This is a genomic window from Litorimonas sp. RW-G-Af-16, assembly GCF_048319245.1.
Taxonomy (GTDB): domain Bacteria; phylum Pseudomonadota; class Alphaproteobacteria; order Caulobacterales; family Maricaulaceae; genus Litorimonas.
On record NZ_CP166993.1, the window covers coordinates 1,358,239 to 1,375,837 of the forward strand.

The window sequence follows — 17,599 nt, forward strand, 5'->3', positions numbered from 1 at the left end:
CGATGTTTACCGTATCAGGATATGCCGATGTGCCAGAGGCTGATCGCGCCGCATTTGCCAAAGGCCTGCCCGAGCATACACGCCTCACACTCGCGGAGCCGGGCTGTCATTTCTTTAGCGTCAAACCACATCCGACCATTCTGGGGCGATATATCGTCAATGAAGCCTTTGATGACGAGGCCGCCTATAAAGCGCATATCAAACGCGCCAACCGATCCGAATGGGCCAAGATTTCGCGCAATATCAAGCGCAGTTACTAGCGCTTCGGCATCGTCAAATTACGGCCGTCTGACAGATAAAGATCATCATATCGGACTCCGCCATTTCCGTAGGGCGCGTTGGTTGGACCAGTGTTAGAAATCGCGATAAAATGCGTCAGAGCCGCCTCATTTCTCAACCAAAAAGCCGCACCTGCGAACACTTGTGTCTGGGTTTCAAATTCACCGCCCTTCATAAACAGATCAAAGCTCTGCCCACCTTGCTCCGCTGCGGCGTTGTCAATCACGGCCCACACCTCATACCACCTGTCTGGCGTAAGTGGCGCGGCGTCTTCCCCCGTCAGAGGGGTCTGAATTCGCGCATAGCTCTTATGGCCCGTCGATACCATCAGCGTGCCATTATTGCGCGTCCCATCGCTCTCGGCCTTATCCGTGACGCGTATCATCGGCTCGAAAGCGTCATAAGCCAAGACGGGAATGTCAGATGGCGGCGAGCCGGATAGTCCAAAGGATTGGTTGTTCGGAAAGGCTTCAACATTAAACCGCGCATATAATGTTGCCTGCGAACCGAAGGGAATTGGCTTTGGTAGCGCCTTAAACCCTAAGGCTTTGCGGTTACCCACTACACCATTGGCCGCAGGTTTTCGCAGCATATAACGGTTCCCCTCTGCGGCGTAAATCTTTGAGATTTGGGGGTTTGGGATATAAGGCACAGTCTCGTTTTGGGCGTCTATATTGGTCCAGCCTTGCAGTGTGGGTGACGCCTCAAAATCATCAATCACGTGCCATCTTGGATATGACGCACAGGACATGAGTGCAAGGGCGACCAAAATGCCCAATGTCCAGCCACCCAAAGTCTGCGTCCACCGCGTCATCATTCACCCAATGAGTTGCAACCATTCATCCTCGGTCAGAGTTTTCACGCCAAGCTCTGTCGCCTTTTTCAGCTTCGACCCCGCCCCTGGCCCCGCCACCAAAATGTCCGTCTTCGCCGACACACTCCCAGACACTTTCGCCCCCAAAGACTGCGCCCGCGCCTTCGCCTCATCCCGAGAAAACCGCTCAAGCTTCCCTGTAAACACGACTGTTTTGCCAGTTATGGGGCTGTTAGAGGCAGGGACCTCGGCATCTTTAACTGTGATCTGCATCAATAAACGCACGACGATCGCGCGATTATTCTCCGACCCAAAAAATCCAAGCAACGCATCGACTTGGCCAGGCCCGACACCGTCAATGCTCATCAATTCGGCGTAGGCATCGGTTCCAATTTTCGCGGACTCCATCGCCGCTTCAAATTTATGCCAAGTCAGGTAATGCTTTGCGATCAGGCTCGCATTACCCTGCCCGATATGTCGGATTCCGAGCGCATAAAGGAAGCGATCGAAGTCAATCTCTCGACGCGCATTGATGGCCTCTCGTAGGTTGGTAGCTGACGTTTCGCCAAAGCCCTCTAGCTGTGCAATCGCATCAAAATTGAGGGTGAAAATATCTGCAGGCTCTTTAATCCAAGCTTTTTCGTAAAACAGCTCGATCTGTTTTGCTCCCAAGCCGTCAATATCAAGGGCGCGGCGTGACACGAAATGCTTAAGACTTTCAATCGCTTGGGCGGGACAACTCAGGCCATTGGTATAACGGCGCACAACATCGACACGGCCTGTTTTCTCGTCCACATCCCGCACCGCCTCCGCGCCGCAGACGGGGCATTCATGTGGGAGGTGGTAGTCACTGGTGCGGCCGCTCGTATCGCCGACTACGCGAAGGACTTGCGGGATCACGTCGCCTGCGCGTTGGATTTCCACGCTATCGCCCACGCGCACTTTCAGTCGGTTTATCTCGTCTTCATTGTGGAGCGTAGCGTTAGAGACGACAACACCGCCCACCGTGATCGGAGTCAGGCGCGCGACAGGGGTCAACGCGCCCGTTCGGCCGACCTGCACATCGATCGCCTCTAGTGTGGTTATCGCTTTTTCGGCGGGGAATTTATGTGCAATCGCCCAGCGTGGCGCGCGCGAGACGAAGCCAAGGCGCGCCTGCAGTTCCAGATCGTTGACTTTATACACCACCCCGTCAATGTCGTAGCCAAGCGCCGCGCGTTTCGCCTCAATTTCGTGATAATGCGCGATCATCTGGGCGGGCGTTGCGTGACATTTCATTTCTGCATTTGTCGCGAAACCCCAATCAGAAAACCGCTCGACAGCTCCCATTTGCGTATCGCTGATGTCGGCTGAAACCTCGCCCCATGTATAGGCGAAAAACTTGAGCGGGCGGCTGGCAGTGACGTTGGGGTCAATCTGGCGCAGACTGCCCGCCGCTGCGTTGCGAGGGTTTTTATAGGCGTCTTTGCCGGCCGCGAGTTGGGCCTCGTTCATTGTATCAAAATCGGCATGGTCGATATAGACCTCCCCGCGGACTTCCAACACATCTGGCCAGCCAGAACCTGTGAGCGTTTTGGGGATGTTGTCTACAGTGCGCAGATTGGCCGTCACGTCCTCGCCGACCTTCCCGTCCCCACGCGTCGCCCCGCTGACCAGTTGACCATTCACGTAGCGCAGCGCCGCCGACAGACCGTCGATCTTAGGCTCCGCCGTAAAGGCCATAGGCGCATCATCTGGCAAGTTGAGAAATCGTCTGACCCGCGCGACAAACTCTACCACATCGTCATCTGTAAATGCGTTATCGAGGGAGAGCATGGCAACCGTGTGCGCGATTTTGCCAAATTTGCCAGAGGGCTTGGCACCAACAGATTGTGTTGGGCTGTCTTTAGACATGAGGTGCGGGTGAGCCGCTTCCAACTCACGTAATTCAGTCCTCAACGCATCATATTCTGCGTCTGATAAGGCTGGATTATCGTCTTGATAATAGAGCGCATCGGCGGACCTGATCTCTTGAATGAGGTATTTCAGACGCTTTTTAATATCTGCGTCACTCACGACGCCATCAACTGACGTGCAGCCGCCCTCGCCTCAGATGTGATAGTTTCGCCCGCCAACATACGAGCGATTTCCTCCTCGCGCGCATCGGCGGCGATGGCGTGGACGTGGGTTGTTGTTGTCTCGCCTGTGGAGCTTTTCTCGATCCGAAATTGGTGATGGGCGCTGGCGGCGACTTGCGGGCTGTGCGTCACCACGAAGACCTGCGCCGCATCCGCGAGGCGGGCCAAGCGCTTGCCAACCGCATCCGCAACGGCACCGCCGACACCTTGATCGACCTCATCAAAAACCATGACGGCTTGGTTTTGTGCCGCTAGCGCGACCTTAATCGCTAGAGCAAAACGCGCTAATTCTCCGCCAGACGCTATTTTTTCTAGTGGACCAAGCGGCGTGCCGGGGTTGGTCGAAACCTTGAACCGCACATCGTCTACCCCGCGATAGCTTTCTGGTGACGGGCTAATATCTGTGACGAATTGTGCGCGTTCCATTTTTAGCGGGGGCAGTTCTTTCGCCGTCGATGCGTCCAGAGTCTTCGCCGCTTTTTGGCGAGCTTTGGTCAAAGCACTCGCGGATTTATCATAAGCAAGCTTTGCAACCTCAGCCCTTTTGCGGGTTACGGAAATATCCATTTCGACAGTCTCAATCGCAGCGATCTCTGCTGCAAAACTTGCCCGTCGCTCGATCAACGTCGCGACATCGCAGTCATATTTCCGCGCTGCAGCCTTCAGTGCAAAGAGCCGCTTCTCCGTCTCGTCTAAGCGTCCCGGTTCCACATCAAAAGTCTGTGCCGCTTTGTCGACCGCGTCTCGCGCCTCTTGCGTCTCGAGTAAAGCCCGCTCCAGTGCCTCAGCAGCAGAGGTCAAGGATTTGCTAGCGGCCGCATCACCTTCCCCAAATTTATGACGCAGGCGTTCGATCCCCGCGAGGGCGGATGACAGACGTTGCTCGAAAGCGCCGTCCTCACCGAGCGCGTCTTGCGCAGCTTCCAACTCTGACAAAGCCCCCTCCGCGCCCTGCAGAAATTTGCGCTCCGCCGCGAGGGTTTCCTCTTCCCCTGCGCGAGGATCGAGGCGATCAAGTTCTGCAATGGCGTGTTCTAAAAACTCCCGATCCTCGGAGGCTTTGGCCTGCAAGGTCAGAAGCGCGTCTAGCTCTTTTTGAGTTGTCCGCCGCGCGGCATACGCCTCGGCACAATCTGCTAATAATTTTGTATACCCACCGAACTGGTCTAGCATATCAATATGGGTTAAGGGATCAAGCAAACCACGCCCGTCATGCTGCCCGTGAACTTCCAGCAAAGTTGCGCCGATATCTGATAGTAATTTCACACTGACGGGACTGTCATTGATGAAGGCGCGGCTGCGCCCATCTGTGCCGACTGTACGGCGTAGGGTTAAGCCTTCCAGCGGGTCAGATTCAATGTCTTGTTCCGCTAGCTTGGCCCAAACAGGATTATGAGGCTCTAGCGTGAAAGTGGCGGAACATTGCGCTTTGTCAGTCCCGGCTCCGCACCAAGCCTCGGTCAGACCGCGCGCCTGTCGCCATGCCGAGCGCGTCAAGCAAGATCGACTTACCCGCCCCCGTCTCGCCTGTCAGGGCTGTTAGGCCTTGCGCGAATTCAAGGTCCAGTTTTTCAATCAGAACGACGTTGCGAACGGATAGCCCTATTAACATGGCGGCTTAAAGAATACGCTCTTTGAGGCGCGACCAATATCCGCGATCTCGCGGCTTCGCCACTTCCTCGTTCAAATCCACCCCATAATTAGACAGTAGTTTGTAGCTGTCTTCATACCATTCACTATCAGGATAGTTATAACCCAAAACGGAGCCAACAAGCTTCGCCTCGTTGATAATGCCCAGCGACACATAACTCTCGACTAAGCGGTGCAAAGCTTCTTCGGTTTGGGAGGTTGTCTCGTAGTTTTTGATAACATTTTTAAATCTACCAATGGCCGCAAGTTGTTGATTTTCCTTGAGATAATAACGACCAATGCTCATCTCTTTACCTGCTAAATGATCGTGAGTCAGTTCGAGTTTTAGGCGAGCATCCCGCGCATAATCACTATCTGGATAGCGGCGAACCACTTGTTGCAACGCGTTTTCAGCGTTCACTGTCGTCGCTTGGTCCCGACCCACATCATAGATTTGGTCGTAATAATTAATCGCAATCAAGTAATAGGCGTATGGCGTACTGTCATTGCCGGGATGCAGACCAATAAAGCGCTGCGCAGTTGCAATGCTCTCGTCATAATCAGTCGAGCGGTAAGACGCGTATGCGCTCATCAACATAGAGCGACGCGCCCATTTAGAGAATGGATGCTGCCGTTCTACCTCTTGGAAAAATAGGTTCGCGCGTTTCCAATCGCCTTGATCCATGCGGTCAACCGCTTGATTGTAAATTAGTTCAGCGGGGCGTTCGACATAGGCCAGCTTCTCTTTTTTATCACCGCCGCCTAGAACAGAGCAGCCTGTCACGGCTACCGCAAGGCCCAGTATCGCTAAGGCACGCATGGAACGCGACATGATTTGACGCAAATTTGGCTTCGGAGACATAAAAAACCCGCTAGAAATCGATTCTTATGGCGCATGCCATAACTCGACAGGCTTGTAGACCAATCACAGCTAAAGGCAAAGTGAGAAAAAAGTTAGTCTGCAGGTCGAATTAACAGCTACTCCGCGACTTGCAGTTCGGGCGTGATGTCATGCGGCGTGTCTCCGCTTGGCATAGACGTAAAGACCCAAGCCTCTGGATCACCGTAAAGCGCCATGAGGAGGTCATGATTTAGTCCATGCCCAGATTTTTGTGTCGTCACGCGACCTAAAATCGGTCCGCCAAGATAGAGATCCCCCAAAAGATCTAACGCCTTGTGGCGCACAAATTCATCCTCAAATCGCAAACCGCCGGGATTAAGAACATCGGCACCGTCTACAACGACGGCATTATCATATGATCCGCCTTTTGATAGCCCTGCCGCTTGCAGAGCTGCAACTTCGTGCAAACGCGCAAATGTGCGAGCCGATGCGAGGCGATCACGAAAACCACGTACATCGGGTACAACTTCCACCTGTTGAAACCCAATGGCAGCGTCAGGAAATTCAATCGACACATCTAATTCAAGACGCTCGCATGGTTCAATCCGGGCGAAAGCATCGCCAGAGCGGACTTCGACGGGCTTGATAACCTTAACATAGCGACGCGGTGCCTCTTGGCGCTCAACCCCGACTTGCTCAATCAATTTCAGGAAAGGCTCCGATGATCCGTCCAACGCAGGCAGTTCTCGTCCGTCAATATCGATGCGAAGATTATCAATCCCCGCAGCAGATAATGCCGCCATTAAATGCTCAATCGTTGCCACTTCAACACCCGCAGCATTGGCGAGTGTCGTGCAATTTTTAACGCCCGTTACTGCATCGGGACGTACTATGATTTGGTTATTCCGATCTATTACATCCGTCCGCACAAAGCGCAGGCCATAGCCGATAGGCGCAGGGTGCATGACCATGCGTGTGTGGTTACCGCCATGCAGTTCAATCCCAGCGCAGACGGCTGGCGCTCTTAGCGTAGATTGTCGTTTTACATTGGCCACAATAGATTTCCTCAACAACTAAACTACTCATGACCTTTTGAGTTGCAAGAAACGCTCAGTGTCAGTCTGTTACACTTCCTGATGAATAGGTAATGTGGCGGACAGATGACGGTCATAAAAAAGGCCCGCCTCACAAAGTGAACGGGCCTAATTAATGATATAATTCAGTAATTTATCTAGCGATTTTGACGTCGCAGAAAGCTTGGAATTTCGAGTTCGTCTTCCATGTCATCACCAAACAAATCACCAGAGGCGACCTGCTTTTGCTGCGTACGGGCGACCTGCGGTGCGGGTGCAGGCTTGGCCTTACGACGACCAAAGAAACCGAACGGATTGCGCGCAGCAGGTTCTTTCGCTGGCTCTGGAATAGCGGGCGCAGGTGCGGGAGCCGGAGCAGAACGCGCTTCGGGTTGCGGCGCTTGCGTTTGTTGCGGCGCTTGCACTTGCGGCGGGTAAGGCTTCGGCGCAACATAAGGCGGAGGCGTTTGCACAACAGGCGGAGCGTTCATCGCAACAGGCTCAGCCTCTTGCTCAAATTCGTAGGCATCGAATGCGGCGCGCGCTTCGGCTTCCGCGCGTTGCGCCGCCTCGGCAGCCCGCTCATGCACGCCAAGTTCAACGACGTTTTCAGAGGCCGTTGTCTGCGAAAACGGCTGCGGCTTAATTTCAGCGCGGACAGCCGCATCAACGCCTGTCGCGACAACTGACACGCGAATGATTCCATCTAAGTCATTATCCAGCGCGGAGCCAACAATGATATTGGCGTCTTCGTCGACTTGTGAGCGTATTAGGCTCGCGGCTTCGTCAACTTCGTAAAGTGTCAGGTCGCGACCGCCTGTGATATTGATCAAAACGCCCTTGGCCCCCTTGAGAGATACATCGTCCAGCAATGGGTTATTAATAGCGGCTTCGGCAGCTTCAACAGCGCGGCGTTCGCCAGTGGCTTCGCCCATACCCATCATTGCTTTGCCCATTTCGTCCATCACAGTGCGGACGTCATTAAAATCAAGATTGATCAAACCAGGCACGACCATCAAATCTGTCACGCCGCGAACACCTGAATACAGCACCTCATCGGCCATGGAAAACGCATCTGCCATTGTCGTCTGTTCTGTCGCAACACGGAAGAGGTTTTGGTTCGGGATTGTAATCATTGTGTCGACACAAGAGTAAAGGTTTTCAATACCTTGCTCTGCCAACTTCATGCGGCGTGAGCCTTCAAACATGAATGGCTTTGTGACGATACCAACTGTCAAAATACCGCGTTCGCGGGCTGCGCGAGCGATGACTGGGGCCGCACCTGTGCCTGTACCGCCGCCCATGCCAGCCGCGACGAAAAGCATATGTGCCCCGTCCAGATGCTCCATAATTTCAGCAAGGTTTTCTTCGGCAGACTGCTCACCAACTTCGGGACGCATGCCAGCGCCAAGACCTTGTGTGATCGCACTGCCCATTTGGACGCGGCGTTCCGATGACGATAATGCTAGCGCTTGCGCGTCTGTGTTGGCAACCACAAATTCAACGCCGTCTAAACCAGCGGCGATCATATTATTGACCGCATTCCCCCCTGCACCACCGACGCCGATAACGACGATCCGTGGCTTGAGTTCAACAGACTTTGGCAAGGATAGATTGATTGGCATGGTGACACCCGATTTTTATGGTCAATGATTTATGAATCAAAGTCGGCGAAAACTCTTAAAGGGTGATTAACCAAGTCGTTAATAATGGAGATTTTAGATTAAATTTTCACATCCGTTGGAAATGACGGCTTTAGAAGTTTTCTCGCAACCATTGCAGCGAGCGCCCCAGCGCATTCCCGGAATAGCGTTGTTCGCGATAGGCGCGTCCTGATAAATCTGGCGGCCCGTCAATCGCCTCGTCCGTATGCTCAAATGCTTGTTTTAGAAGTCCTGTGGCAACAGCAAAGTCGGGCTGCCCTAATACATCAGACAATCCGAACACGCCGTGGGGTTGTCCGATTCGGACTCGTTTCGACAAAACCAATTCGGCCAATTCTCGCACACCGTTCAACCTTGCGCCGCCGCCCGTTAGCACGATTTGCCGTCCCGAATAATTCTCAAGCCCCGCTTTGTAGATGCGGTCCCGCAAAAGCTCGAACGTCTCTTCCATGCGCGAGCGAACGATTTTTGTTACGACGGAGCGCGGCTCGTGGTGCAACTCGTCCTGCGCGGCGATGGGTGGACACGGGACAGAGACGAATTCATCATCCGCACCGTGGAGGCAAGAGCCGTAAATCGTCTTAATCCGTTCGAGCCGCCTCAAAGGGGGTCGAGAGGCCGCGCGCCAAATCTGTCGTCACATTCCGCCCGCCAACACCTAACGCATCGACATGCACCAATGCATTGTCGCGGAAGACAGCTGCGGAAGTGATGCCAGAGCCAAGATCAATCAATGTCACACCCAAATCGCGCTCATCTTCGGTCAGCACAGCCATACCCGCCGCATAGGGCGATGCCGTTACAGAGCGGATATTCAGATGACATCGCTCGATACAATGCGCGAGATTTCGCAGCGGACCTATGCCGCCCAGCACAAAGTGCATCTGCACGCCGAGTTGCTGCCCAAACATGCCACGCGGATCCTTGATCCCGTCTTCATCATCGACTTGCCATGTGAGCGGGATCGCGTGGAGAATGGCGTGATCAGGCTGCGCCAGTTCTGACAGCGAGGAATTCAGGACACGTTTGAGATCGCGATCCGCCACCGCGCCGCTCGCAAATTCTGTCTGCACATTCATATGGGTCGAGTGCATGGAGCGTAGCGCGACATTGACGAAGACGTCTTGCACGGTCACACCAGCCGCCTTTTCGGCTTTCTCAACCGCTGTGCGAATACCCGATTCTGCCGCCTCGAGGTCAATAACCGCGCCGCCTTTCAGGCCCGCACTGACACCAAATCCTGAGCCGATTAAGCGCACACCCAGACCTGGCTCTTCGCGACCGATCAGGCACACTGTCTTACTCGAACCGATGTCGAGGACGGCCACTGTTTCAGGCTTTCGTGATGTCACCCCCGTTAACATATGGCGTTAGGCGTCCTGTTCTAATTTGGGGGCTAGAGTTAAACGATCACCAAGACGCATATCAATCACACTGATTTCCCGATCAAGAATCTGCTCTTGGTTTTGTAGCTGCGTCAGGCGGAACAGTGCGATGTGGCGATCTTTTACCGGCAGCTTTACAACCGTTCCACTTGTCAGGTGTAAGTCCCAGCGACCGTCGCGCAAGTAAGTCATGCTCTCGGTGCGTGCCCAAAGATTTGGGAAGTCTTGCAACTCTTGATGAAAGTCCGCTGCATGGCGCGGAGCATCATCGCCGATGATAACTTTCATCCCAGCGGGCATGTTCGGCGCGTCTTCTAATGACGAGACTACAGACCCATCCGCACTGACCAATGCAAACTTTCCGTCCCGCTGCCACAGCGCATAAGGTTCCACCTCAACAAGCTGCACCACTACGCGATTTGGCCAGAGGCGACGCACAACTGCGCGGTCCACCCAAGCGAGGCTTTCTGTATTTTCCTGCGCGGCCTTTAGGTCTGCACCAAAGAAGTAATCGCCAGGGTAAATACCGATCACCGCGCGGACATCCCGTTCATTCAAACGCCCCTCGCCCATCACGTCAATCTGCTCGACCACAAAGCCCATCGCCATCAGACGCTCTTGTTTAAAATCAGCGACGCCTTGTTTGACCTGCGGCAGAAATCCACCGATCCAAAGCGCGAAGTAAACGACGAGCAGCAATAGCGCCAAGACCGAGGCTGTGAATTTCACAAACCCGCGACGCGTATGCCCCGCCGCACGCACCTGTGCCGAGGCCCAATTCCGCGCGCCGCGCAGTCCGGGCTTAAGGGGGCTAACCCGACGAACGGGACCAGTTTTGTAAGTGTTGCGTTTTTTTACCGCGGCCATGAAGCATCCTCAACCATCCAGCGACAAAGCTGGTCAAACGTCATTCCAACATACGCGGCCTGTTCAGGCACAAGCGACGTCGGAGTCATTCCAGGTTGAGTATTGAGTTCAAGCATTACGATTTTGTTTACCACATTCGATTCTGTGCAATTTTTATCATTAAATCTGAAGTCAGAGCGGGATACGCCCTTGCAGCCGAGGGCTTCATGCGCCTCGACTGCCCATTTCAGGCACAAATCCCGCACATAATTGGGAATATCAGCGGGGCATTGATGACGCGCAGCGCCCTCTCCGTATTTCGCGTCATAGTCATACCAGCCAGATTCGCTCTCGGCCGCGATGATTTCAGTGACGCAGAGCGCACGATCTCCTTGCACGGATACAGTCAGTTCGCGTCCTGGGATATATTGTTCAACAACGACTTGGTCGCCCATCTCTGTGTCCGCCGCAATCGCCGCGCGCTGGTCTGCGTCATCGCCGTTTATAATATAGACGGATTTGGATGACCCTTGTCCATTTGGTTTGACCACATAAGGCGGGTCAATCGGATGAGATTTTGATACTGCCATACGGTCATACAGCCCGCCCTCAGGCACGGTAATCCCAACGGCTTTCAACACATGTTTCGCGCGATGTTTATCCATCGCCAGCGCCGATGCCATAACGCCAGAATGTGTATAAGGTTTGCTGAACATATCCAGCACGCCCTGCACCCGACCATCCTCGCCCCAATCCCCGTGAAGCGCGTTAAAAATAATGTCGGGTTGTGCGAATGATAGCTGTTCCCAGAGCAAATGGGTCACGTCGATTTCCGTGACTTCAAAGCCTTCATTGCGCAGTGCAATCGCACAGGCCGTGCCAGAGATCAGAGAGACCTCACGCTCCGAACTCATCCCGCCCATCAAAACGGCTACATGTTTCATGCTCGCTCTCCGATGCGTTTAACTTCCCAATCCAGATCAACTCCCTCGCTCGCTTTCACTTTTTCGCGGATCGTTTCGCCGAGCTGCTCCAAGTCTGCCGCACTCGCATTGTCGGCATTGATCATGAAATTGCAGTGTTTTTCGCTCATCTGTGCGCCGCCCACACGGAAACCGCGTCCGCCAGCAGCGTCAATTACTTGCCACGCGCCGCGCCCTCCCGACTGTCTCTGATCGGGGTTTTTGAACGTGCTACCGCCTGTCTTTTCTCGGATAGGCTGGCTCTCTTCACGACGCGCGGTGATCTCGTCCATGCGGGATTGGATCGCTGCGGGTTCATCTGCTGTCCCTTCATACGTCGCAGACACAAAGATCAAATCCTCGGGGGCCGCGCAATGCCGATAGGTATAGCCAAGTTCCGCAAGAGACATAACGCAACGCCGCCCGCGACGGTCCAGCGCCACAGCTTCTACCAAAACGTCTTTAGTTTCAGTACCGTAGCACCCTGCGTTCATTCGCAATGCTCCGCCGATAGTACCAGGAATACCCGCGTAAAACTCCAAGCCAGCTATCCCTGCTTTGGCCGCCACCTTGGCAACTTTGTTATCAAGCGCTGCTGCGCCCGCCGTGACTCGCAAACCGTCCGTTGTTACCTGCCCAAAAGCTGGGCCAAGCCGCACAACCACCCCTTTGACACCGCCGTCCCGCACCAAGGCATTGCTCGCCACACCGAGAATGGTCACAGGAATGTCTGCGGGCGTCGAGGACAGGAAATGCGCGAGGTCCGCTTCGTCCTTTGGCATAAACAACGCCTCCGCAGGGCCGCCAACCCGCAACCATGTATAAGGCGCAAGCGGCACATTTGCGGACAGCTTACCGCGAACGGATGGGAGGCGGCCGATCAAGCTCATACGGCTTCGAGAGCCTTCGCCAAGTCCGCGGCCCAATAGGTGATGTCCCCCGCGCCGAGGCAGACGATGAGGTCGTCTTTTTCCAAATGCGGTTTGAGGTCTGCGGCGAGTGACGTTTTGCTGGTGAGCGACGCGGATTTATGCCCGTGCGACGTCAGGCTCTTGACGAGCGATGGCGCGCTGAAACCCTCAATGGGCGTTTCACCAGCAGCGTAAACATCTGCAATATAAACATAATCAGCATCGTTAAAACAGGTCGAGAAGTCTTCGAACAAATCCCGCAAGCGCGAGTATCTATGCGGTTGCATCACTGCATGGACACGACCCGTGCAGACCTGTCGTGCCGCTTGGAGAACAGCGGCGATCTCGACGGGATGGTGGCCATAATCATCGATAATATCAATGCCTTGCCAATTCCCAACGTGCGTAAAGCGACGCTTCACGCCGCCAAAACTATCAAGCCCAGCGCGCACTTCCGCCTCGCTTAATCCCAATTCGCGGGAGACCGCAATCGCGGAGAGGACATTTTGCGTGTTGTGCTTGCCAGCCATGGGCAGGAACAGTCCCTTCCAAGTATCTTCCACACCATCAATATTGCTGAAGACCACATCAAAGCGGGTGCCACCTGTTTCAGGATGCAAATTCTCTGCCCGCACGTCAGCTTGCGGGTTGAAACCGTAAGTCACAATGCGGCGATCCGTGACACGACTGACCAGCGCTTGAACTTCGGGATGGTCGATACACAACACGCCAAAGCCGTAAAATGGGAGGTTCTCGATGAAGTTATCAAAAGCCGCACGAAGCGTATCGAACTCGCCGTAATGCTCCATATGCTCGGGATCAATATTGGTAACAACAGCAACAGTTGGGAATAGTTTAAGGAACGACCCATCGGACTCGTCGGCCTCGACCACCATCCATTCGCCCATGCCGAGTTTGGCATTGGAGCCATAAGCATTAATAATCCCGCCATTGATCACCGTCGGGTCAAGCCCGCCGCCCTCGAGGAGCGCTGCAATCATCGTGGTTGTCGTTGTCTTGCCGTGCGTGCCGCCCACCGCGATGGCTGATTTCAACCGCATGAGTTCTGCCAGCATCTCTGCACGTCGAACGACGGGAATTGATTTCGCCCGTGCCTCGACCAGCTCCGTATTATCGGGCTTGATCGCAGATGACATGACGATCGCAGCGGCTCCGTCGATTTGGCCTTTTTTCTGACCAATGAAAATCGTCGCGCCGCGCGCTTTTAGGCGCTCGGTATTGGCGCTCTCGCGCATGTCGGAACCCTGGACGGCATAGCCCAAATTCAGCAGCACTTCGGCGATCCCAGACATGCCAATGCCGCCGATCCCGATAAAGTGGATTGGGCCTATATCGAATGGCACTTGGGTCGCTTGCGCGCGTTGTAACTCTGATTTCGTCAATGGTTTGCCCTTATGCGGCTGCGTTGATGACCAAATGAGCGAGGGCCTCTGCCGCGTCCTGACGCCCTGCGGCACGGGCAGCAGCGGCGGCGGTCGTGAGCCAAGTCGAATCATTTAATCGTCCCTCCAGAGTAGTTTTCACACGCTCTGGCGTAAACTCGGATTCTGTCAGAATATCGGCAGCATTAAGCCGCGCGAGTGACTTTGCATTGGCCGTTTGATGATCATCCATCGCAATGCCCAATGGCACCAGCAGTGACGGCTTCCCCATAACAGCGATTTCCGACACGGACAGAGCCCCCGCCCGCCCGACAACGAAATGCGCGGCCGCCAAGTGGTCTTCGATATTGGAAAAGAATGTTTCGCACGTCGCCGTGACGCCAGCCTCTTTGTAAATCACTTTTGCCGCGTCTTGGTATTCTGGGCGGGTCTGTTGAATAACGTGCAGCTTCGCTCGCATTTTGGGCGGTAGCAATGCAATCGCCGCAGGCATAGTTTCGGAAATAATTTTCGCCCCAAGGCTCCCCCCACAATCAGCAGATTGATACGATCTGTGGGCGCTTGGTAAGTCGTGGGTATAGCGTCAATGATCTGCTGCCGTAGCGGGTTGCCTATGGTCGTGATATTGGCGCCCTTCGGACATTTCGCGAGATCAGCAAAACCGCAAGCCACGTGCAAAGCCTTGGCAGCAAAGACACGGTTGACGCGCCCCAGCACGGCATTTTGTTCATGAATGATCGTCGGAATGTTCAGGCTCTGCGCCGCACGCATGGCGGGGAAAGCGGGGTAGCCACCGAAGCCGATAACGACGTCTGGCTGCCACTCGCGGATAAATAGTTTGGCCGCCCTCACGCCCGCCGCTAATTGCATGACGCCGCTAATGGCAGCGACGGGTCTGCGGGGGAGATTGAGGCGGCTTTGACTTGAATGATGGGATCTGCGGGAATTTTACCCGTATGCTTTTGTCCCCGCGCATCGGTCATCATGGCAATGTCCCAACCGCGAGCTTTCAAGGTTTCGGCCAGCGCTTGCGCCGGGAACATATGCCCGCCTGTGCCGCCCGCTGCCAGGAGTAGTCTCGGCATAGCCTTAGCGTCCGTAGGCGTATGCGCCGGGGCGCCGGCGCGTGAAGGCCAAGATCAAACCCGCTGCAAAACAGAGCGCGAGCATAGACGATCCACCGTAAGATAAGAACGGCAGGGTCATGCCTTTGGAGGGTGCCATATTCAAGTTCACGAATAAATTGATGATCATTTGCATCCCGATCATCGTAGCCAATCCCGCTGTTGCTAGCTGGCAAAAATAGTCATTGAGGCGCAAAGCATTGGAGAAAGCGCGGGCTACAAATGTCGCGAGCATGATGATGAGTAGCGCAGAGATCAGGAAACCAAATTCCTCCACCGTCACTGCAAAAATAAAGTCTGTGTGACCATCTGGCAGACTATATTTCACATCGCCGCCACCTGGCCCCCGCCCAAAAAAGCCGCCACTACTTATGGCTTCCAGCGCTTTGTCAGTCTGGTAGCTATCGGCGGTGTTCGGGGACATGAAGGCCTCAACGCGCGAACGCACATGCGGCAAGGCTGTGTAAGCCGCAACAGCGCCGAGGACAGACACGCCTAGCATAAACAGCACCCAACCGAGTGACAATCCCGCAAAGAAAAACACCGCCGCAAAACATAGCGTCAGCAGAAAGCTCTGCCCAAAATCTGGCTGCGTAATCAATAGCGCGATCAGGCCAAGATAGACGGCAAATACAATCGGCACAGCCGGCACACGCGGCTCCCGCTTTTTGACCGAGAACATCCATGCTGCAAACACGATAAAGGCGGGCTTAGCAAACTCCGAGGGTTGCAAAGACAGTGGCCCAAGGCGCACCCAACGTACCGCGCCTTTGACCTCAAACCCAATGATCGGGAGGACAACCATCACGCCTATGGACCCGAGCAAGGCCAAGACACCAATGCGCCGAGCATTGCGCACATCCATAAGTGACAGAAAGATTGCGCCGCCCAATCCCATCGCAACAAAAACGAGGTGGCGATATAGAAAGAAGAAAGGATTAGCATAGTCCAGCCGCGCCGCCGCCGCTGGCGATGAAGCCATAGACAGAATCAAGCCTGCGCCAAGCAAGCAGATCAGCAGCGTCAACTGCACTTGGTCAATACTCCGCCACCACTCCCCTAACAGGGTGCGCTCTGATCGGGATGACATGGTTTGAACGACCATTAGGCGGCGCTTTCTGTGTTCGCTTTCTTGGCTTTTTCCGCCTCGAACAGACGAATCAGCGTTTCAACTGACTCTCGGAATGCCTGCCCGCGTCTTTCGAAATCCTTAAATTGATCAAATGAAGCGCAGGCTGGCGACAGCAGCACAATCGGATTGGGTTGATCGCTTTGCAGCGCATCACGCGCGGCGCACATGACGGCCATATCAAGCTGCCCTGAGACTTTGAAATTAACAGATGCTTTTTTTAGAACTTTTGAGAATTTTGGCGCTGACTTGCCGACCAAATAAGCCTTGCTCACGCGCGGCATGAGGTCGAGCAAGGGTGTGATCCCACCCTCTTTCTCGACGCCGCCCGCGATCCAATAGATATTATCATAACTCGCGAGCGCCTGCCGTGCGGCGTCAGCATTGGTCGCCTTGCTATCATTGACGAAGCGAACTTTGCCGACTTGACCAATCGTTTCCATGCGGTGTGCTAGCCCTGGGAAGCTTTGAATGGCATCGCCGATTGCTTTATCCGGCAGACCAAGCGATTGCACAGCCGCAAAGGCGGCGGCAGCATTTTGCCAATTATGCAGGCCTTCCAACGTCTTCGCTTTCCGCAGGTCACAGACCTTCATCGCCCGCTTGCCCAAATTACTATGCAGCGTCCCGTCCAGCACAGACACGCCGTGCCCAAGGGAGCGGCGCGCGGAAATTGGTACAATGCGGCGACCATTCTTCGCTTTCAACATAGAGCAGAGTTCCGTGCCGTAATCATCGTCGACCCCGATCACGACCGTGTCGGCATCTGTCTGGTTCGCAAATATGTTCTGTTTAGCGAGGCCGTAATCTTCGAGCGTGCCATGACGATCCAGATGATCTGGCGAGAGATTGAGGAAAACGGCGGCATTGGCACGAAGCGATTGTGTACGCTCTAGCTGATAGCTTGATAGCTCGATCACGTAGTATGTGCCAGCATGCATACGGTCGAGATCAAGGACACCCCGGCCAATATTCCCGCCGATCTGCGCATCTTTCCCACAAGCTTTCAGAATATGCCCAATTAGGGACGTTGTTGTTGATTTGCCGTTTGTTCCTGTAATCGCAACAATCTTCGGACGCGCGGCTTCAGGGCGCGCAGCGACTTCGCGGGCAAAGATTTCGATGTCGCAGATGATCGGCGTGTTCGAGGCTTTCGCCCGCTCTGCGCTCCAGTGCGGTTTGGGTAAATTATCTGGCACACCGGGGGATAGGACGAGCGCATCAAAGGCGTCCCAATCTGCCGCCGTCAGATCAACTATGGACACGCCCGCCTTGGCCGCTTCGTCCCGCCCTGCGCTGCGATCATCCCAAGCCGACACCATTGCGCCGCCAGCCTGTAGCGAGAGCGCAGCCGACACGCCCGTTCGCCCCAGCCCGAAGACCGCGATGTTCTGCCCTTTGAATGTCTCAGCTTTGATCATA

Annotated in this window: 19 protein-coding genes; 1 reads left to right on the plus strand and 18 read right to left on the minus strand. The window is 54.7% G+C overall.

Features of this window, described 5'->3' with window-relative positions:
* Positions 1-2: 2 nt before the first annotated feature.
* Positions 3-260, plus strand: coding sequence for a putative quinol monooxygenase (locus AB8615_RS06850; protein WP_409431882.1), 258 nt, complete (start codon positions 3-5; stop codon positions 258-260).
* Here AB8615_RS06850 and AB8615_RS06855 read toward each other — a convergent pair.
* The 18 genes from AB8615_RS06855 to murD form a co-directional block, all read right to left on the minus strand.
* Positions 257-1,096 carry a hypothetical protein gene (locus AB8615_RS06855; RefSeq protein WP_409431883.1) on the minus strand — a complete coding sequence of 280 codons (840 nt, stop codon included), beginning with the start codon at positions 1,094-1,096 and terminating at the stop codon, positions 257-259. The genes AB8615_RS06850 and AB8615_RS06855 overlap by 4 nt on opposite strands.
* Positions 1,097-3,148, minus strand: coding sequence for an NAD-dependent DNA ligase LigA (ligA, locus tag AB8615_RS06860; protein ID WP_418151959.1), 2,052 nt, complete (start codon positions 3,146-3,148; stop codon positions 1,097-1,099). It lies immediately after the preceding gene.
* A complete protein-coding gene (locus AB8615_RS06865) occupies positions 3,145-4,707 on the minus strand; it encodes a DNA repair protein RecN (protein WP_418151960.1) in 1,563 nt (520 codons plus the stop codon). Before AB8615_RS06865 ends, ligA begins: the two co-directional genes overlap by 4 nt.
* Entirely contained in the window at positions 4,643-4,822 is a 180-nt protein-coding gene (locus tag AB8615_RS06870; protein ID WP_418151962.1) for an AAA family ATPase, read from the minus strand. Before AB8615_RS06870 ends, AB8615_RS06865 begins: the two co-directional genes overlap by 65 nt.
* A gap of 6 nt (positions 4,823-4,828) precedes the next feature.
* On the minus strand, positions 4,829-5,671 hold the full coding sequence (locus AB8615_RS06875; protein ID WP_418151964.1) for an outer membrane protein assembly factor BamD: 843 nt from the start codon (positions 5,669-5,671) through the stop codon (positions 4,829-4,831).
* Positions 5,672-5,817: 146 nt separating this feature from the next.
* Positions 5,818-6,735, minus strand: coding sequence for a UDP-3-O-acyl-N-acetylglucosamine deacetylase (gene lpxC / locus AB8615_RS06880; RefSeq protein ID WP_409431887.1), 918 nt, complete (start codon positions 6,733-6,735; stop codon positions 5,818-5,820).
* Positions 6,736-6,911: 176 nt separating this feature from the next.
* Complete coding sequence (ftsZ, locus tag AB8615_RS06885; protein ID WP_418151967.1) at positions 6,912-8,378, minus strand: cell division protein FtsZ; 1,467 nt, start codon at positions 8,376-8,378, stop codon at positions 6,912-6,914.
* A 130-nt stretch (positions 8,379-8,508) separates the two neighbouring features.
* On the minus strand, positions 8,509-9,021 hold the full coding sequence (locus AB8615_RS06890; RefSeq protein ID WP_418151968.1) for a cell division FtsA domain-containing protein: 513 nt from the start codon (positions 9,019-9,021) through the stop codon (positions 8,509-8,511).
* Complete coding sequence (gene ftsA, locus AB8615_RS06895) at positions 8,999-9,781, minus strand: cell division protein FtsA (protein ID WP_418151970.1); 783 nt, start codon at positions 9,779-9,781, stop codon at positions 8,999-9,001. Before ftsA ends, AB8615_RS06890 begins: the two co-directional genes overlap by 23 nt.
* A 6-nt stretch (positions 9,782-9,787) precedes the next feature.
* Complete coding sequence (locus AB8615_RS06900) at positions 9,788-10,669, minus strand: cell division protein FtsQ/DivIB (RefSeq protein ID WP_409431890.1); 882 nt, start codon at positions 10,667-10,669, stop codon at positions 9,788-9,790.
* Positions 10,657-11,592 (minus strand): D-alanine--D-alanine ligase, encoded by a 936-nt coding sequence (locus AB8615_RS06905; protein WP_409431891.1) that lies wholly within the window; start codon positions 11,590-11,592, stop codon positions 10,657-10,659. Before AB8615_RS06905 ends, AB8615_RS06900 begins: the two co-directional genes overlap by 13 nt.
* Positions 11,589-12,500 carry a UDP-N-acetylmuramate dehydrogenase gene (gene murB / locus AB8615_RS06910; protein ID WP_409431892.1) on the minus strand — a complete coding sequence of 304 codons (912 nt, stop codon included), beginning with the start codon at positions 12,498-12,500 and terminating at the stop codon, positions 11,589-11,591. Before murB ends, AB8615_RS06905 begins: the two co-directional genes overlap by 4 nt.
* Positions 12,497-13,834: a UDP-N-acetylmuramate--L-alanine ligase gene (murC, locus tag AB8615_RS06915; RefSeq protein WP_409434074.1), complete on the minus strand. Its 1,338-nt coding sequence runs from the start codon at positions 13,832-13,834 to the stop codon at positions 12,497-12,499. The genes murB and murC overlap by 4 nt, the downstream gene beginning before the upstream one ends.
* A 100-nt stretch (positions 13,835-13,934) precedes the next feature.
* Positions 13,935-14,417, minus strand: a complete 483-nt coding sequence (locus AB8615_RS06920) for a UDP-N-acetylglucosamine--N-acetylmuramyl-(pentapeptide) pyrophosphoryl-undecaprenol N-acetylglucosamine transferase (protein WP_418151972.1) — start codon at positions 14,415-14,417, stop codon at positions 13,935-13,937.
* Complete coding sequence (locus AB8615_RS06925; protein ID WP_418151974.1) at positions 14,321-14,794, minus strand: UDP-N-acetylglucosamine--N-acetylmuramyl-(pentapeptide) pyrophosphoryl-undecaprenol N-acetylglucosamine transferase; 474 nt, start codon at positions 14,792-14,794, stop codon at positions 14,321-14,323. Before AB8615_RS06925 ends, AB8615_RS06920 begins: the two co-directional genes overlap by 97 nt.
* Positions 14,785-15,009 (minus strand): glycosyltransferase, encoded by a 225-nt coding sequence (locus AB8615_RS06930; protein ID WP_418151976.1) that lies wholly within the window; start codon positions 15,007-15,009, stop codon positions 14,785-14,787. The genes AB8615_RS06925 and AB8615_RS06930 overlap by 10 nt, the downstream gene beginning before the upstream one ends.
* Positions 15,010-15,013: 4 nt before the next feature.
* Positions 15,014-16,153, minus strand: a complete 1,140-nt coding sequence (locus AB8615_RS06935; protein WP_409431894.1) for an FtsW/RodA/SpoVE family cell cycle protein — start codon at positions 16,151-16,153, stop codon at positions 15,014-15,016.
* Positions 16,153-17,598, minus strand: coding sequence for a UDP-N-acetylmuramoyl-L-alanine--D-glutamate ligase (murD, locus tag AB8615_RS06940; protein WP_409431895.1), 1,446 nt, complete (start codon positions 17,596-17,598; stop codon positions 16,153-16,155). The genes AB8615_RS06935 and murD overlap by 1 nt, the downstream gene beginning before the upstream one ends.
* Between the last annotated feature and the right edge of the window lies 1 nt (position 17,599).

Coding starts and splice junctions, on each gene's coding strand:
- AB8615_RS06850 (WP_409431882.1), top strand. CDS start 3: ATGTTTACCGTATCAGGATATGCCGATGTGCCAGAGGCTGATCGCGCC.
- AB8615_RS06855 (WP_409431883.1), bottom strand. CDS start 1,096: ATGATGACGCGGTGGACGCAGACTTTGGGTGGCTGGACATTGGGCATT.
- AB8615_RS06870 (WP_418151962.1), bottom strand. CDS start 4,822: ATGTTAATAGGGCTATCCGTTCGCAACGTCGTTCTGATTGAAAAACTG.
- AB8615_RS06875 (WP_418151964.1), bottom strand. CDS start 5,671: ATGTCGCGTTCCATGCGTGCCTTAGCGATACTGGGCCTTGCGGTAGCC.
- ftsZ (WP_418151967.1), bottom strand. CDS start 8,378: ATGCCAATCAATCTATCCTTGCCAAAGTCTGTTGAACTCAAGCCACGG.
- ftsA (WP_418151970.1), bottom strand. CDS start 9,781: ATGTTAACGGGGGTGACATCACGAAAGCCTGAAACAGTGGCCGTCCTC.
- AB8615_RS06900 (WP_409431890.1), bottom strand. CDS start 10,669: ATGGCCGCGGTAAAAAAACGCAACACTTACAAAACTGGTCCCGTTCGT.
- AB8615_RS06905 (WP_409431891.1), bottom strand. CDS start 11,592: ATGAAACATGTAGCCGTTTTGATGGGCGGGATGAGTTCGGAGCGTGAG.
- murB (WP_409431892.1), bottom strand. CDS start 12,500: ATGAGCTTGATCGGCCGCCTCCCATCCGTTCGCGGTAAGCTGTCCGCA.
- murC (WP_409434074.1), bottom strand. CDS start 13,834: ATGTCTGGGATCGCCGAAGTGCTGCTGAATTTGGGCTATGCCGTCCAG.
- AB8615_RS06920 (WP_418151972.1), bottom strand. CDS start 14,417: ATGCCTGCGGCGATTGCATTGCTACCGCCCAAAATGCGAGCGAAGCTG.
- AB8615_RS06925 (WP_418151974.1), bottom strand. CDS start 14,794: ATGCAATTAGCGGCGGGCGTGAGGGCGGCCAAACTATTTATCCGCGAG.
- AB8615_RS06930 (WP_418151976.1), bottom strand. CDS start 15,009: ATGCCGAGACTACTCCTGGCAGCGGGCGGCACAGGCGGGCATATGTTC.
- AB8615_RS06935 (WP_409431894.1), bottom strand. CDS start 16,153: ATGGTCGTTCAAACCATGTCATCCCGATCAGAGCGCACCCTGTTAGGG.
- murD (WP_409431895.1), bottom strand. CDS start 17,598: ATGATCAAAGCTGAGACATTCAAAGGGCAGAACATCGCGGTCTTCGGG.